Origin of the sequence: Rhodovulum marinum (assembly GCF_004343075.1) — a bacterium.
Taxonomy (GTDB): Bacteria; Pseudomonadota; Alphaproteobacteria; order Rhodobacterales; family Rhodobacteraceae; genus Rhodovulum; species Rhodovulum marinum.
Genome location: NZ_SLXP01000017.1, coordinates 33,328 through 49,702, shown reverse-complemented (window position 1 = coordinate 49,702; position 16,375 = coordinate 33,328). Strand labels below are relative to the sequence as shown.

Below are 16,375 nucleotides of genomic sequence, written 5' to 3'. Positions count from 1 at the left end.
GGCGGCGCCGTCACGTCATTCGGCCAGGACGGGCCCGGTCGCGGGCGCAACCACCCAAGCCTTACGGCAGGGCCGGAAAATCCGACCGGCGATGACGTTCCACCAGCGCGCGCAGACCCTCCGGTTCCAGCACCTCGACCCCGTCGCCCCATTGATAGAGATGCCAGGCCATTTCCAGCCAACCGCAGGCTTGGAACCGCACGGTCAGCGATCCGTCCGGTTCCTCGGTCAGGTGCTGGTCGGGGTGAAAGACGAATTCCCGCGCAACCGGGGCGGCCCACGGGGCGAAGCGCCAGGCGACGGGGCCGTATTCGCCCGCGGCATGGAAAGAGCCGAAGGCGCGGGCGGCGTGGGCCTCCAGGTCGAAATCGGGGTCGCGGGCGAAGGACTGCGCCATCAGCCGCGCGCCCTGCATCCGGTCCAGCCGGAAATGCCGGAACCGGCCGTCGCCGCCCGTCTCCCTTGCGACCAGGTAGCGCCGCGTGCCCAAGAGCAGGCCGTAGGGCTCGACCAACCGCTCGCGGGGGGCGTTGTCGCGGCTGCCCAGGTAGCTGATCGTCAACATGAACGGGGCCTTCAGCGCCTCTGCGATGGTGGCCAGCAGGCGCGGGTCGCTGCGCACCCGCGGCCCGGGGCGCGAGGCGAAGCCATGCGCCTCCAGCACCGCCTCGGCGTCGGCCTCGGCCCGGCGCGCATGGGGCCCGGGCATCGCGGCCAGCAGCCGGTCGCGCAAGGATTTCAAGGCCTTCACATCCGTCGATGCGCCCTCACGCTCGGCCCGCCGGATGCTCATCTCCAGTGCGGCCAGTTCGCTGTCGCGGATGCCCTGCGTCAGCATCAGCCGCGCATCCGTGCCCCGGAGCCGCCAGTATTTCCGCCGCATCTCGTCGGTGCTGGTCTCGGTCGCGGGAAACAGACCCTCCAGCGCCTTCGTCATCCGCTGCGCGGTGCGCCGGTCGACGCCGAATTCCTCCTCGATCTCGGCCAGCGCGACACCCCGGTGCCGGGCGGCAGCCATTTCAGCGAGGCGAAGCAGATCGGAGGCCTTTGCGAAGGACATGGGTACACCGTGACAGGAACTGACGTGGCCAAAGGCTAAGCCCGATAACGCGGCCTGTCGATGCGATTCCAACCCTCGTCATGCGTAATGAGTGCCAGGGTGAAAAGGGGACGCGGGGTATCGGCAGGTCGCACCGGGAACCCTTTCCCTGCCGCTCACCCCTGCCCGGCAGTTGCCAGGGCCAACCCGTCGATCACCGCCGTGAAGGCGTCGGACCGATCGATACGGGCCGCGGGGCAGACGGCGCGGACTTCTTCGGCGACCAGGGACATCAGGCTGGAGCCGCCGACCAGCACCACCGCCCCGATCCCGGCCGGGGGCACGCGGGCGAGGACAAGGGTGTCGTAGATCGCCGCGCGCAGCTTCTCACGGGCCGGGGCGAGGGCGGCGTTCAGCATGCCGGGGGTGACCGGGGTGCACAGGCCGGGTTCCACGATCCCGAGGTCGATGCAGGCCCCGGGTTCGGCCCCGTTGGCCGCGATCTTGCCCCGCTCGACGGCGAAGGCCAGATCATGGCCGAGGCGGTGTTCGATCACCGCCGCCAGCCGTTCCAGGGGCACGGGGTCGACCGCATGGCGCAGCAGGTCCGCCACCGCGCGCTCGGTGTCCCGGGAATAGAGAAAGGGGATCATCGCCCAGGTCGAGAGATCGGCGTAAAGCGCCCGGGGCACCGGCAGCAGGCCGTCGCCCAGGGTGCGCCGCAACTGTCCGCCAAGGCCCAGCAGGGGCATGACCCGGGCCATGGACAGGGCCTGGTCGAAATCCGTGCCGCCCAGCCGGATCCCGTGGCTGGCGACGATTTCCACCCCCGCCGCACCGCTCCGCACCACCGAGAAATCCGAGGTGCCGCCGCCGATATCGACGATCAGCCGGGTTTCGGCGTGCGGGGCATACCCGCCGGTGGCAAGGGCCGCCGCCTCGGGTTCGGCCAGGAAGGCCACATCGTCGAAGCCCGCGGCACGGTAACAGGCGCGCAGATCGGCCTCGGCCTGGGAATCGCGCGCGGCATCGCCGGAATGGAAATGCACCGGCCGACCGGACAGAACCCGGGAAAACCGGGTGCCCGCGGCGGCCTCGGCGCGGGTCTTCACCTCGGCCAGCAGCGCGGTGACGATCCCGGCGAGCGCCCGCCGCCGCCCCGCGACCCGGCGCTCTTCATGGAAGAGCGACGTGCCCAGGACACTTTTCAACGCGCGCATGTAGCGCCCGTCCTCGCCGCCGGTCAGCGCGGCATCGGCGGCCCGGCCGATCTGCATGGGACCGCCATCCGAGGGCAGAAACACCGCCGTGGGCAGGGTGTCGGCGCCCGCCTCGATCGGCAGGCGCTGGACCTTGCCCTCGACGAGAAGGGCCGCGGCGGAATTCGAGGTGCCGAAATCCAGAGCAAGCGTGGGCGCGGTTATGGCTCATGTCCTTGTAAGGGCCGGGAGGGTCGTCTATCTCACAAGATAACATCTATAGCGTCCTAGATAATAACGGACGGAGAGTGTGAATTCGCTGCATGGGCGAAGCGGCTCGCCACGATCCGAAAGAGCTGCCATTCCATTGCGCCCGCGGGCGGCGGTCGATTCGATCTTTCACCATAGATCCGTTGCGTCTTGTCCGAGCGGCCGCAATGCGCAGAGAGTGCGCTGCGATACAAGGGATAGGCCTCGAAGTCCTTGTTCTGATTCTGCTGCGCCGCCCGCCGGAGGAGACACTCGCTGCGCCTGCAGAGTCGTTGTGGCAAATCAGCGGTTTGCCCAAATGTCATGAGGCGATAACATCCGTCCGATCAGACTGCAAGATCGGTGGACTGTCTATCCCTCTGCCCTTTGTGTTTCAGCAATTTCTTCTCGGGGAATTTTGTCATGTGGTGAAAGAAGTGAACGTTTCCGGATTTACACCAAAGCCCCAGAAAGCCGCAGAACACCATGAATGCCACGGTAGAACTATTCCTTGAAAAAACTGGAACGCCCGTTGAGACGGTGGTCCTATTCTGCGCCGGCTTGCTGAAGGCCGATGGAACGCCTGGCATCGTTGTCATCTTGCTTCTGGCAGCACTCCTCGCTTTGATGTCGGTCGGTGTACGCCGAATGCGGGCGCAAGCTGTGCTTTTGCACCGTTTCGGTTCCCGGATTGCAGCGCTTTCGGCAGAGGATATTGCGCAAGGCGGGATCGGGCAGATTGGATCCGACCTCCGGGAGATTGCTGCGGGGGAGGCAGGCGAGACTCTTCGCGAGGCTTGGGACGAATTTGGCGAGACCTTGATCGTCGATGATCGAGCCGAACCGCCGGTGATGCGCAACACCGTACGTCCGTCCACCTTCTTCAATATTGACGACTTGGGCTACGGCCCAGGCTTCCTGAGGATCATGCCTGGCATGTTCGTCTCGATCGGCCTCGCACTGACCTTCCTTGGCCTCATTGCTGCGCTGCATGAGATGGCTGACCGCCAGATCACCTCGGCCACCATGCAGGATCTGCTCAAGATTGCTTCGGCCAAGTTCATCATGTCGCTGACGGGCTTGGTTTGCTCGATTATCCTCACGATCCAAATTCGGCGCAGGATGGGGCAGATCGAAGCCTCGTTACACCGGCTTGTACGCCTGCTGGAGGAACGTCTGACCTTCGCAAGCTTGGAGCAGATCGCGCTTGAACAACTAAAGGCCCAGATCGAGGCGAAGGAAGCCAATCGCAAGCTTGGCTTCGAGTTGGTTGCCGAACTGGGACGGCCCTTGCGGGAAGAGGTGCCGCTGGCGATTACAACCTCGATCACGGAAGCGATGCAGCCAATTCTGGAAAAGGTGGCCTCGCAAGGCACGTCGAGCGTCAGCAACATGGCTGCCGACCTTTCCCAGCAGGTGTCGAGCGGGGTGGAACGTGCCCTGACCGTTGCCAGCGAACGCATCGCGCAGGCGGGGGATAGGATTGCGCAACTGGCCCAGAGGATGGACGAGTCCTCGGGTCGGATGGGTGCAGAGATGGATCAGGCTGTGGTGCGCGTGGCGCAGGCTGTAGACGATCTGCGGGCTGCGATGAACGCTACTGCGCAATCCACCAGTGGAACATTCACGCAGGGGGCGGAGACGCTCTTGTCGGTGATGAATGGCACGCTGGAAGGCATCCGCGAAAACACTGGGGCAGGTGCGCGGGCAATGTCCGAGGCTGCGGCCGACATCCGCGCAGCGGCAGGCTCGATGCGTGAAGAAATGGAAGGGGCAGCCCGAAAAGGCGCCGAAGCCGCTCAGGTTCGGATGCAACAGGCGGGCGCGGCTGCGGGCGATGCAATTGACGGTGCAGGACGCGTGGTGCTGGAAGCCTTCTCGGCCACCAGTGGAAAGATTACCGAGTTGACCGACGAGATGTTCGCAAAGGCGGGCGCCGAACTGCTGTCTCCGATTTCCTCCGCTTCGGCCCAGCTTGATGCCTTGGTCAAAACACTTGAGGAAAGCGCCGCAATTTCACGTTCAATGGCCGACAGCCTGCGTGCCGGCGCCCAGGCGGGCTCGGATGCGGCAGGCAAATTCCGAGATGCCGCCGACGATCTTGTCGCCGCGACTGCGCCGGTGCAGGCAACGACGGAGCGCATCGAGGGGGCCATTCGCACGCTCTCCGACAGCACGGCGTCGGTTGCAACCTCGGTCACCCGAAGCGCAGAGACCACCGCGCGCAATGCCGCCCAAACGCTTGAGGCCGCGCGGGAAACGCTGGGTGCGCAGCAGCGCGCGATCGAAAACGCGCTTGCCGGGGTCGAGGAACTGGTGCGGCGGATGCAGGGACAGGGCGACCAGCTTGATACCATCGACGACAGGCTCGGGCGGGCGTTCGAACTCTATGCCACAGAGACCGAGGGGGCGATGCAATCGATCCGGTCTCATGTCGTCGAGATGTCCAATAGTCTGAACACGGCACTGGATACCCTACGGGCAATCGTCGACCAGTTGCAGGAATTCCAGCCGCAGCAAGGGCGTAAATGATGCGCTTGGGGGTTCGCCGGCGGCGTGAGGAGGAGGAAGCGGAAACGGCATTCGTTTCGATGACAGACATGACCGTCAGCTTCCTCTTCATTGTGATGATCCTGCTTGCCTTCTTTGCCAGCCAATACAACGAAAAGGATGTGGTGCCGCGTCCGATCCATGAAACCGTGGTGCAGGAGCGGGACGAGGCGAAGAAGGAGATCGAGCGCCTGATGTTGTCGATTGCGAAACTTCAGGCGCAGATCGAGGCACTGGAGCAGCAGGTGGCAGCGCGGGACGCGGAGATCGCGAAGCGGGATGCCAAGATTGCGGATCTCGAGCGGCAACTTGCCGAAGCGCTTGAAAAACTGAGGCAGCGTGACCCCCTTGAGGCCTACAACGCCCAATCAGTCCGTGCGCGACATGACATGATCGAGCGCCTTGCTGCCGCGGTGCAGGAAGATATCATACGGGAAAAGATCGAGGGTCTGGCTGTCAGTGCGCAAGGCGATGCTCTGCGCTTTCAGGGCTCCGGGCTCTTTGCCTCGGGCCAGGGTGGTCTGAGCGGCAACAGCCTTCGGATCATCCGACTCCTGGGTGAACATCTCGAAGGCCAATTGCCGTGTTTCACCGTCGGCTCCCGGGGGGCGATCTCGGAGACCTGCAATCCCGGTCTGGTGCTGATCGAGACCGTGCAGATCGAGGGCCATACAGATGCCGACAGCTCGCAGATCTCGAACATCGATTTGTCGATGCGTCGGGCGATGTCTGCCTTCACTGCGATAGTGCCTGACGCGTCAAGGAACGATGCGCCGTCGATGCTTGCCTTTCAGAATCTGCTCGGTCAGCCCGTTCTGGCGGTCGCGGGCTATGGCGAGATGCGCCCGATCGCGGGCAACGATAGCCCCGAAGGGAAAGCCGCCAACCGCCGGATTGACCTCCGGTTCATCATGTACGTGCCACCGGGCAAGGATCTGATCCCGCGGACTGTCCGGGATATCAGCCGGATTTCTGCCGAGTTGCAGCGCCGCAGGGGGCAGCCGTGACGGAATCCCTTTCAGAAATGCTACAAGGGATGCGGACTCCGCAGATGCCCTCGGCCCCGTCCTTCGAGAAGATCGAACGCAGCATCGAGAAGGTGATCGATCGCTTCGGTACGCCACAGCAGCCGGTCGAGAACGATCCTGAGCGGTTGTTGCAGGAGATGAAGGCGCGGATCGAAAGCTGGACGTGGGAAAAGGTGCCGATGAGCTTCGTCTCGCGCGTCGGGCGGCTGGTGTTCTCCGCACCTTGGCGCGATTGTTCCGACTGGGACCTAATCCGGGAATTCCTGATCGACGAATTGGCCGTCTCCATCCGGCCCGGTTTCCTAAACCCATTTGTCCAGATCTACATTGCAACCTTCGACGGTCTCTCTTCCGCAAGTCGTCGGCTGGGGAAAGCGCTCGAAGGTGCCAGGGCGCGCCTTGGGGCGCAGTGGCGCCAGCTGGTGGCCGAGGTGCCGGAGTTCTTTGACGTCGACCAGGCGCCCAAGGCGCTTGCAAAGCGGATGATGCAAATGGACGACATCTGGGTTGGGCTTCGCCGGATCGGGCTGCGCACGCCGCACGCACCTGGGTTGATTGATGCTGCACATCTGGCGTTTCTAACCGAGATCGGTCCCAGGCTGACCCAGCGCGCCGAGATCGAACGGCTGCTTTCCTGGCTGCGGCCGGCCGGGCAGCCTGCCCGCGCGACGGGAGCTGCAGAAGCGATATCGGCGCTCCTTCAGCCCTGGCAGCGCACTGCTCCGCCGAAGGACATTCAGGCACTGCTGATCGACCGGCTGACTGAGCTTTACGGCCACCCCAAGGTCAACCGTCACGCTGTATGGAACCTCGTAGATCCCGGTCTGGAACAGCTTGTGCTGCGCTGGTTGATGGGGGCCGATATCCGGTTCCTGTTCCGTGTGCTGGACGAGGTCGAGCGTGGCCACATGTGGCGCGACCGAGAGGATTTCTGGTGGCTGATGTATGAGACGGGTCGGATCGATGAGGTCTGGATCGCTTTCAACCACGACGGCTATCGCACGGCTATGGCCAAGCTTCCACCGGATGAACGCCGCTTTTCTCAGCGCTTCGGGCATCAGATCGGTGAACGCGATAAATCGCTCCTGATCATGCGGATCGGGAATAAGATCGTTGTCGAAGGCACATTCAACTTCAAGGTCCACATATTCGAAACCACGGACCGTTTCGCGCCAAAACTCTATCAGCAGAAATACGACGTCGCAGACATCCGAACCCGCCACTCGGCGCTGACGAAATCCCATCTCGGGGATTGGCAAAGCTGGGTGCGCAGGCATATCTAACCATGATCCTGACCTTTTCCCATACGCCCGACCAAATCACCCTGACCGTTGCGCAGCAGCGCGCTGGACTGCTTGACCGGCTGCGAGCGAAGAAACCGACAGACCTGACGCATTTGCCGCCTGACGAACGCAAGCTCGCGCTTGCCATTGCCGATCTGCGTGCGCTCGCCGATGAACTTGGCGACGACCTGCGGATCGAGGCCGACAGGATCCAGTTCGGGCACCGGCTGGCTGCTGCGCTCGATGGCGACACTGCCGATCGTCTGGGCCTTCCGCCGCTCACCGATCTGGTTCTGCGCACCGATGTCGAGGGGATCGTGGGAGAGCCAGAGTTCCGACTTCGGTTGGAGTGGTTGCGGGCCGGAGTGCGCAAGTTACCGCGCCGGACCGGGGCGATCCTTGAGACGGATCGCGGGGTACAGCGAATCCCGCTCTGGATGATGGAAGCGCTGGACGTGGCCGAGGCGCATCGGCCGGGGGAGGGTGATGCCGCCGACTGGGAGGCATTGGCGCGGTTTCGGCGCGCACTCGATCCCGGCGTGACCGAGGCCGGTGCAGGTCGGGCCGCGCGGCTCTCGCTCACCGATTTCCTGTCGGGACTTGAAGTCGGGCTGGCGGATCGGTTCTCGATATCCCCTGATGCGTCGGGCACTGATTTCGAGGTGGTGCCGTTTTCCGGCCGGCGCATCGACGACATCGATAGCGTGCCCGAAAGCATGGCCGAACTGGGCGGAGCGGAGTTGGGCGATTTCCAGCGCAAACTGCGCGGTCGCGGAGCACTCAATGCCTTTCGGCTGGGCCCCGGGAAATTCCTGGTGATCGACCGTGCCGCCGCACCCGTGCTGCAGGTGATGGCCGAGATGCAGCGGGCACCGCGGGAGGAACGGGCCGCCTTCATCCGCAATCCGCGTCCGCGGATCACGGGGGCAATCGAGGCCGCGCTCGAGGCGCGCGGCGAACTGGCGGATCTCGATGATGCCGGGCGCGAGGAAAGCGTTGAGCGTGCTGCCGGACCGGTGCTTGTCGAGACGGCCGAGTATGCCGCCTTTTCAGCCCGGGTCACGGGAATCGAGGTCTTCGAGGCGCCTACGCTCGATCTTTTCGAGAGCAGCGGCACCACCTGGCTGCCCGAGGTTTTCACCTTCGAGGTCGCTCGACAGATTTCTGCACTTCCGGTCGAAGGGCTCGAAAGTCTTGCGGCAGATCTGGCGCAAGCGATTGAAGCAGGAACGGAAAGCGTCCCTTCTGGGGATGTTCAGGTTCCTGCAACGCCCGAAACTCTAGCGGCGGTACAAGGTCAGATCGCGGCACGTCGGGCAGAAGGCGGGGCCGGCGACATTGCCGACGCGGAACCAGAAGAAGGTCCTTCCGGTCCGCTGGTGTTGCAGACGGCCGACAATTTCGAGGAGTTGCATTGGCGCCCGACAACGCCGCCCCGAACGCCGGCCATTCCCTTGCGCCTGCCTCAGAGCCTCGTCACTCCGCTGAAAGAGCATCAGATCGACAGTTTCGACTGGCAAGGGCACGCTTGGGCCGCCGGTCTGCCAGGCGTGCTGAACGCCGACGAACAGGGTTTGGGCAAAACCTTGCAGACGATCGCCTTTCTCGTCTGGCTGAACGAGCACATGGCAGAAAGCACGAAGTGCCGTGGCCCGATCCTGATCGTGGCGCCTACCTCGCTCCTGCAGAACTGGGAACAGGAGGTGGCGCGCCATGTCGGTCGACCCGGCCTCGGCCATCTGATCAGGCTCTACGGCTCGGCGATCGGAGCCCGCCGAAAGGCGGGCCAGCGCGGCATGGATACCCAGACTGGCGAGGCTCTGCTGGACTTCTCGGACCTTGAGCGGGCAGCCAAGGCCGGTGCAGGGCATCTGACCTGGGTGCTGACCACCTACACCACGCTGACGAACTACCAGCATTCGTTGGCCCGCATTCCTTTTGCGGCGGCGGTCTTCGACGAGATTCAGGCGATCAAGAACCCAGCGTCCCTGCGGGCGGCGGCAGCGCGGGCGATGAAGGCTGACTTTCGCATTGGCCTGACTGGCACGCCGATCGAGAACTCCGCCGTCGATCTTTGGGCAATCATGGACCAGCTTGCGCCGGGAGCGCTGGGCACACTGCGGGACTTCCGCAACCGTTACGCCGTGCCCGACGAAACCAACATGGCAGAACTGCACGGGAGGGTCTTCGCAGCGCAGGGCGACCTGCCACCGTTGGCACTTCGCCGTCTTAAGGAGACCGTTGCGCGTGACCTGCCGACCAAGACCCGCGTCCTGGTCCCGCTCGAAATGCCTGCCGCCCAGGCGCGGGTTTACGACATGGCGCGGATGCAACTTGCCACCGGAGGTAAGGGTGCCGGCCTCAAGCTGCTGCATCACATCCGGACCGTGTCCGTTCATCCGGCTTTGGATGAGGCAACGTCGGACGTGGATTTCATCGCGGCCTCGGCCCGGCTTTCAGCAACCTTTGGCATTTTACGCCGGATCAAGGAGAGCCGGGAACGGGCGCTCGTGTTCATCGAACACAGGCAAATGCAGTATCGCTTCATCGAACTTGCCCGCGCCGAGTTCGGTCTTGATCAGATCGATCTGATAAACAGCGAAACGCCAATTCAGAAGCGTCAGCAGATCGTCAACCGGTTTCAGGCCAATCTTGAAGAAGAGGGCAATTTCGATCTGCTTGTGCTTGGCCCGAAGGCCGCTGGTACCGGGCTGACACTAACCGCTGCCACGCATGTAATCCATTTGTCGCGCTGGTGGAACCCAGCGGTGGAGGAGCAATGCAATGACCGGGTCCACCGCCTTGGCCAGACTCGGCCTGTGCGGATTCACGTTCCGATGGCAATTCACCCGAGTTACCGCGCGCACAGTTTCGATTGCCTCTTGCACAGTCTCATGCAGCGGAAGCGCAAGCTTGCCAATTCTGCGCTCTGGCCCACGGGAGATACGCAGGATGATGCGGAGCAGCTACGGGAAATGTTGGCGCAAGAAGCCGTTCGCCATGGAGCAGGAGACAGCGTGAAGGATGCGATGGTCGAGACCTTCGCTCGAGACGGCACATCCTGTCCCCATCCGGGGCCGGGCGGAACCTATGTATTCAGCTGAGTCATGAGACCTTGCGGCTTGGAAATGTGAAAGGGAACGAAAATGCTGGACGGATGCTCTGACCCACGACTTTCATCCGACCGAGGCCATACCCGGGGCGTGTGTGGATGCCCCCTGTTTGGCAAGCATAATCTTCGATCTTTCGGCAGGGTCTTCGATCGGACGTGTGTCAGGCCTCTAAGCGTGGCCTTCCATGACGCCACGGGCCGGTATGCTGTTCGGAAGGCTGGGTTCACATCGGTTCAGAGAGCTGCAAGCGCTCGAGCCCCGGGACTGAATCTCCCGCCTTGAACTTCGAAGTCCGTGTCGCCTACTCCTCGTCGATCGCTCACCCCGGCCTTGCGGCCATGCCGTGCCGTCGCCCGTCCCGGGCTCGGGTCACGCCATCCGATAATTCTCCTTTTTCGTTGTCATGGCCCAGATCATGCGGGCCATCTTGTTCGCCAGCGCCACCGCTGCGACCATCCTGGGCTTGCGCGCCACCAGCGCAGCCAGCCAGCGGTTCGAACTGCCGCCTTTGCGAACCACCCAGCGGATCACGCTCATGGCGCCGACGATCAGCAGGCGGCGGATGTCGGTCTGGCCCATCTTGCTGACCGAACCCAGCTTGGTCTTGCCGCCGGTGGAGCTCTGCCGGGGCACCAGGCCCAGCCAGGCGGCGAAGTTGCGTCCGCTGTCGAACGTGTCGAGGTCCGGTGCGAACGCCGAGACCGCGCCAGCGGTGACCGGGCCGATCCCGGGGATGGTGCACAGCCTGCGCAGTTGCGCATCTGTCTTCGATGCGGCCTCAAGCTCGTCCGCGAGCCGTTCGATCACCTCGGTGAGCTGCGCGATTTGGTCGAGGTAGATCGCGCCCATCTCCCGGACCGGGCTTGGCAGGTCGGTAGCCTGGTCTTCCAGCGCGTTCTCAAGGAGCTTGAGGCTCGCCGGACCCTTCGGCGCCACGAGCCCAAACTCGGCCAGATGACCCCGGAGAGCATTGATGAGCTGCGTGCGCTGCCGGACCAGGCATTGGTGCGTCCGGAATGCGACCGCGCGCCCCTGGGTCTCGGCGCTCTTCACCGCCACGAAGCGCATGGTCGGGCGCAAAGCCGCCTCCGCGATGGCCTCCGCGTCCGCGCGATCATTCTTCTGGCGCTTCACGAAAGGCTTCACGTAAGCCGCCGGGACAAGCCGCACCTCGTGACCGTGCCGTTGTGCCACCCGGCCCCAATGGTGCAACGTGGCGCAAGCCTCCATCGCCACGATGCACGCTGGCTGCTCGGCGAGAAGCGCGGCCATCCGTGTCCGCGACAAACCTCGATTGAATAGAACCGTCCCCTCCGGCCCCACGGCGCAAACCTGAAAGCTGCCCTTCGCCAGGTCGATCGCCAGCATGTTGATCTTCGTCGTCATCGATGTGCCCTCCGCTCGGTTCCGATGAAACCATCATGGCATACGAGATGCCGCTGGGTGGGGGCATCCACCGCATCAGTTCATCTGCGGCATCAAGGGATGGCGCGTAACCCTGCCGAGTGTCCGCTATCGTGAGTTAGTCCGTGGAAATTCGCGCCTGCAGCCGAGCGAACTCTGGGCCCTGCACGAACGCCATAAAAGGGCTGCCTCCCGCCGACCAGGGGTGACCTGTAAAGGCAAGAACTCCGGCGCCATGGAGACTCGACTGAGAGCCGATCTTGCGCCTGCGGCGAATGTCCGTTCTGGGGAAGCTGCACTGCTGCGATAGTGTCCAAGGTGGAAGGCCGTTATGGGCCGCCTGCGAAGGCGGCCCGTCGCCGTCATATCTCAACGCTCTCCGAGATCGCCAGAGCATCCTCCAGTTCGACGCCGAGGTAGCGGATGGTGCTGTCCATCTTGGTATGGCCGAGCAGAAGTTGCACCGCCCGCAGGTTGCCCGTCTTCCGGTAGATTTGGGCGACCTTCGTCCGGCGCATCGAATGCGTGCCGTAGGAGGCCGGGTCCAGGCCGATGGGACGCACCCACTCCCGGGCGAGCCGGGCGTACTGGCGGGTCGAGATGTGAAGGCGTTCATGGAGGCGAGATCCGTGGGTCCAGCCTAACTCCCACAACGCCCCCGCTGCAAGAAACGGAATTGCTGTCCCGACTTTCGGAGACGACGCGCGCGATCGCTCATGGCATTTGTTCGGGACCTTGCAACCAAAGGAGATGACCATGTCGAAATCGACCCCCATGACCCGCTCTGCCGCTGCACGCATCCAGTCGACGCAGGCTCCAAAAACCGGAGGGCAGACGCCCAAGGGCAGCTTCCCGGCACGGGCGCAGGCCGCTGCGGCAAGACACGGCGGTAAGCCGACTGTGAAGAAGTGACGGCAACAGGGATGGCGGCGTTTCAGCCATCCCTTCCCCTGGAGACGCCCATGGCCTATTCGACCGACAAGGACATTGATCGCCTGGTGAAGTCCGAGCTGGGGAATGGTGCTCGACTCGCGTCAGGAAAGAGACATGGAAAGCTCATCCTGGCCAACGGGAGGCGCATCATTTCTCCGCGCACACCAAGCGATCGCCGGGCTTGGCTGAACCTGCGGAGCGATATCCGGCGCGCGACCCGCGAAATGGAACGCGACCATGAAAGTTGATTTGACTCCAATCCCGCAACCGTCCGAGATCATTGCATTTGTCATCCGAAATTTCTCCCACGTCGATGACCAAAATCACGCGTTGAAGAAATCCCTGCAGCGGCTGAATGACGAAAATCCGCTTTCCGTCGACGCCGCGATGGAGCTAATAGACACCCATCTTGCGCGCTTAAAAAAGGCAAATGGCAATGACGATTTCTGGCGTCGCGAAGTTCGACTTGGCCTGGAGGCCTACGTTCGTCTTTGCATGAACCTCGATTGCGCCGCGATCCCCGCACCGGCCATTCGGAAGATCTTCGACCGGGTTGCAGGTGGGATCTTCCGCGGATTATTCGATATCGCGCTGATAGAGATTCGTGTCGGGTCCAAGGAGATCCTGTCCCGCCCCGATATTGCGACCTGCCTACTCTGGCAGGCGCAAGTGAAAGACCGCAAGATCGTAGACCTTGCCCGTGAACTCGAGGCGGCACTGGGGCCGCACCATAGCGAGGGCAACTGGGAAAAGCGCCTGCGCGACTGGACGACGCCCGGAAAAGGCATGCGGATCGAAACCATCCTGTGGCTCATGGAAGGTTGGAATCGTCCGTTTGCGCGCGCCCTTTTGCTGGCCCGAGCCTACGAAAATTACTGCAAACTCGCGTTTGTTGATCCCGGGCAGCATGCCCCCGAGCATACGCTTCTCCTGGATGCCAATGCGATTATGCAGGAGGTCGAGGGACTTCTCGACGGCCACTATTCAGACGAATGCTTCTTGCAGACAGAACTTGAGACGGCTGCCAATGAATTGCTAATGCTGACAGATCCCCAGCGCGCCAAGGCGATCGGAGAGACGACACGGGTGGAGTCTCTCCTGGAGCGCATCGGCGAGGCACTGGTCGGTCAGCCGCGGCTGGCAGGGCTTGGTGTCTTTCGCGGGCGCCACCTCGCGCAGACGGGAAGACACAAGGAGGCCTTGGCCTCCTTTGAAACGGCCGCAACCTGGTTTCTTTTCCGCAGCGCTCAGCAGTTCAAGATCAGCCTGCACCATCTGCTCATCCTTGCCGCTGCCCTCCAAGACAAGAGGTGCCTCAATAAGTGGACCCGGGTCGCTGAATCGATCGGCCTTGGTGTCCACATCCCGTCGCCGGACCTTGCCCTTGCGCGGGATTATCCGCACCCGTTTCCCGAGACATGCGCCGAAGTCAGACCGGATGCGCTCGAACCGCACCTTTTGGATCTTGATGAGTGGCAACGACGTCATGCCGATCGCAATAACCCGAACCGCATGGTCAAGGGCTACGGAAGGACCCCTACGCCGCAGCTTGGGCTTTTTGCCAATCTCGGCCAGTCAGAGAAGGTTCGCGCACTCCTCGAGGCAGGGGCCGATCCGGACAAGCTGGATCGCAACGGCGGATCGCCATTGCTCATGGCCTTGCAGGGCAAGAATGCGGAGTGCGTGGAGCAATTAATCGAGGTCACGTCCCTGGACACGGTTAACACACAAACCCGGCAGGGACACACCCCCTTGCACGAAGCGATTGCGCAATGCCGCGCCGACTGGGTCGAGGCCCTGCTCGACAAGGGCGCGGACGTGACGCTTGCCGGGCGCCAAGGCCGGACCCCGCTTCTTGTCGCGATGAGATATTTCGAGGATCCCCGGCGATCGCATACTCGGATCAGCGACCCGGAATGCATCGCTCGCCACATCGAACGCGTTCCGGCCCCTCTCCTGCCCAATACGCCCTTCATCACGGAGCAGGCAAAGATTCTTGCCCGCAGAATCGATCGCGAGCCGGATCTTCTTATCTTGCTTGCATCCCGCCTTGAGCGCGCGCCCGCGGATGTCACAAGCTCTCGACGGATCGTGCGCCTTCTTCTCGACGTCGGTGCTGATCCGAACCAGCGCCCTGGGCAGGAACCGCTCACGCCGTTTCTCTACGCAACCGAGCTCGGCGACCCGTGGCTCCTCGAGATCCTACTCGAGTACGGCGCTAACATCAGGTCACGCGACGAATTTGGAGCCGATGCATACTCGCGCCTCAACCGATTCGGGCATCAGCGGGTTGCCTCCGAACTTCTTCGGCAGGTCAGTCCCGAGGACAGACTCTGGCTTCGCGACCAATCGTGCGAAAATATCCTAAGTCCTAGGTGCCATTTCGCCCAATGTCAGCCTTGTTCGCACTGCCGACACTCTGACTTCACGTCATGCGGCGGCCTGCATGAATGGCCGGTTCCGTGAAGCTGCAGTGCGGCCAGGGCAACCGCCATGGATGACCGCAATGGGCCGAACGGGCTGTTCCTTCTGGCCAAGGCCCAAGATACCATCCGGCCTTTAGAAAGCCGAAACACTTTCTGCTTGGCCACCGTGGAACGTCGAGGCGCGCAGGTCACCTCAGGCCTTGCTACATTCCTTGGTCGCGAACCACTCCGCAAGAATCCTGCGGATCATCTCGGGCCTTCCCGGAATGTCCGCCTCGCGGCGCCTCTGATCATCGAGCGCTTGCAGGAGCTCCTCCGGCATCCGGACAAGTACGCCCTCCGAAGGGCCTTTCGAACGCTTTTTTTCGGACAACGGAGAACTTCCCCCTTGCAATCTTGCGATCATGATATCATGTTGTCGGGCATGAGCAAGAGGTACCAGCTCTTGCTCAGCCCTGACCACACCGATGACACTTAAGGAGGACATCGACATGGCTGACACTGTGCTTACCACCCCTGCGCCGGGGAATGAAGGCGCTGACGTTCTGGCGGCGCATACGGCGATCTCGCGGCGGTTCACCGAGTTGCTGGCGCTGACCGAGGCGGCGGTGTCCGCGGAGCGCGACCTCGACGGGGTCGAGCCTTGGGATCCCGCGGTGGCCCATTGGCCCGAGGCGGCCGAGCGCGCCTGGCAGGCCGCCGGGGCGGCGGCCGAGGCAGTGCTGGCGATGCATCTCGCCCGGGACGAGGATCGCCCGCTGCAGCAGATGGCCCTGATGTTCCAGCTGGCCCTCGGGCTGGAGGCGCCCCGCGCCGGCGCCCAGCTGATCGAGCAGGTCCAGATGCAGCTGCCCGTCTTCAAGTGCCCCGGCGCCAATCCGGTAGCCGGCATGGTGAACCGCACCCTGGGCCGCGCGGCCCATGTGCTGGCCGCCGTCCACGCGGTGCTGGAGCCTGACGCAACCGGCGACGGCCCCGGCGACCTGCCCCCAGCGGGCGCTGTTATGGCCGCCTGACACTCCCCTTTCCAGGACTGACCTGATCATCCGCATCCGGTGCTCGTTTGCCCCGGGTGAGCGGACCGGTCTGTCCCGCGGTTTTCCGGGATCGGTCCCTGTCCGGACAAGCCCTGCCCCATCGGGCGCGCTCCG

The 16,375-nt window shown here is 63.4% G+C and carries 10 protein-coding genes and 1 pseudogene; 7 read left to right on the top strand and 4 right to left on the bottom strand.

All coding sequences use genetic code 11. The features are described 5' to 3' along the window. Positions 1-61: 61 nt before the first annotated feature. Both EV662_RS17790 and EV662_RS17785 read right to left on the bottom strand, forming a co-directional pair. Positions 62-1,060 (bottom strand): helix-turn-helix transcriptional regulator, encoded by a 999-nt coding sequence (locus EV662_RS17790; protein ID WP_132465686.1) that lies wholly within the window; start codon positions 1,058-1,060, stop codon positions 62-64. 155 nt (positions 1,061-1,215) lie between these two features. Continuing rightward, entirely contained in the window at positions 1,216-2,463 is a 1,248-nt protein-coding gene (locus tag EV662_RS17785; RefSeq protein WP_132465683.1) for an Hsp70 family protein, read from the bottom strand. Positions 2,464-2,973: 510 nt separating this feature from the next. On the opposite strand from EV662_RS17785, the gene EV662_RS17780 reads away from it, so the two are divergent. Genes EV662_RS17780 through EV662_RS17765 form a run of 4 tightly spaced genes read left to right on the top strand, consistent with a single transcriptional unit; the run spans position 2,974 to position 10,452 of the window. Next, entirely contained in the window at positions 2,974-5,019 is a 2,046-nt protein-coding gene (locus EV662_RS17780; RefSeq protein ID WP_132465680.1) for a hypothetical protein, read from the top strand. A gap of 59 nt (positions 5,020-5,078) precedes the next feature. Further along, on the top strand, positions 5,079-6,044 hold the full coding sequence (locus EV662_RS17775; RefSeq protein ID WP_207903647.1) for an OmpA family protein: 966 nt from the start codon (positions 5,079-5,081) through the stop codon (positions 6,042-6,044). After that, positions 6,041-7,348, top strand: coding sequence for an EH signature domain-containing protein (locus tag EV662_RS17770; RefSeq protein ID WP_132465677.1), 1,308 nt, complete (start codon positions 6,041-6,043; stop codon positions 7,346-7,348). The genes EV662_RS17775 and EV662_RS17770 overlap by 4 nt, the downstream gene beginning before the upstream one ends. Positions 7,349-7,350: 2 nt before the next feature. Next, positions 7,351-10,452 carry a DEAD/DEAH box helicase gene (locus EV662_RS17765; protein ID WP_132465674.1) on the top strand — a complete coding sequence of 1,034 codons (3,102 nt, stop codon included), beginning with the start codon at positions 7,351-7,353 and terminating at the stop codon, positions 10,450-10,452. Positions 10,453-10,830: 378 nt separating this feature from the next. Here EV662_RS17765 and EV662_RS17760 read toward each other — a convergent pair whose 3' ends face one another. After that, a complete protein-coding gene (locus tag EV662_RS17760; RefSeq protein ID WP_132465671.1) occupies positions 10,831-11,847 on the bottom strand; it encodes an IS110 family RNA-guided transposase in 1,017 nt (338 codons plus the stop codon). Positions 11,848-12,227: 380 nt separating this feature from the next. Beyond that, positions 12,228-12,488, bottom strand: a pseudogene (locus EV662_RS17755) (tyrosine-type recombinase/integrase); the annotation flags it as partial. A gap of 339 nt (positions 12,489-12,827) precedes the next feature. On the opposite strand from EV662_RS17755, the gene EV662_RS17750 reads away from it, so the two are divergent. From EV662_RS17750 to EV662_RS17735, 3 genes are all read left to right on the top strand, one after another. Then, the gene (locus EV662_RS17750) at positions 12,828-13,046 is read left to right on the top strand and encodes a hypothetical protein (protein WP_132465669.1); all 219 of its coding nucleotides are present in this window, start codon (positions 12,828-12,830) and stop codon (positions 13,044-13,046) included. Further along, the gene (locus EV662_RS17745; RefSeq protein ID WP_132465666.1) at positions 13,036-15,264 is read left to right on the top strand and encodes an ankyrin repeat domain-containing protein; all 2,229 of its coding nucleotides are present in this window, start codon (positions 13,036-13,038) and stop codon (positions 15,262-15,264) included. The genes EV662_RS17750 and EV662_RS17745 overlap by 11 nt, the downstream gene beginning before the upstream one ends. Before the next feature lie 451 nt (positions 15,265-15,715). Beyond that, positions 15,716-16,240, top strand: a complete 525-nt coding sequence (locus EV662_RS17735; RefSeq protein ID WP_132465662.1) for a hypothetical protein — start codon at positions 15,716-15,718, stop codon at positions 16,238-16,240. Positions 16,241-16,375: the final 135 nt, after the last annotated feature.

What these genes read in the sequence shown, in the direction of transcription:
- EV662_RS17790 (WP_132465686.1), bottom strand. Translation starts at nt 1,060, where the DNA reads ATGTCCTTCGCAAAGGCCTCCGATCTGCTTCGCCTCGCTGAAATGGCT.
- EV662_RS17780 (WP_132465680.1), top strand. Translation starts at nt 2,974, where the DNA reads ATGAATGCCACGGTAGAACTATTCCTTGAAAAAACTGGAACGCCCGTT.
- EV662_RS17775 (WP_207903647.1), top strand. Translation starts at nt 5,079, where the DNA reads ATGACAGACATGACCGTCAGCTTCCTCTTCATTGTGATGATCCTGCTT.
- EV662_RS17765 (WP_132465674.1), top strand. Translation starts at nt 7,351, where the DNA reads ATGATCCTGACCTTTTCCCATACGCCCGACCAAATCACCCTGACCGTT.
- EV662_RS17760 (WP_132465671.1), bottom strand. Translation starts at nt 11,847, where the DNA reads ATGACGACGAAGATCAACATGCTGGCGATCGACCTGGCGAAGGGCAGC.
- EV662_RS17750 (WP_132465669.1), top strand. Translation starts at nt 12,828, where the DNA reads ATGGCCTATTCGACCGACAAGGACATTGATCGCCTGGTGAAGTCCGAG.
- EV662_RS17745 (WP_132465666.1), top strand. Translation starts at nt 13,036, where the DNA reads ATGAAAGTTGATTTGACTCCAATCCCGCAACCGTCCGAGATCATTGCA.
- EV662_RS17735 (WP_132465662.1), top strand. Translation starts at nt 15,716, where the DNA reads ATGGCTGACACTGTGCTTACCACCCCTGCGCCGGGGAATGAAGGCGCT.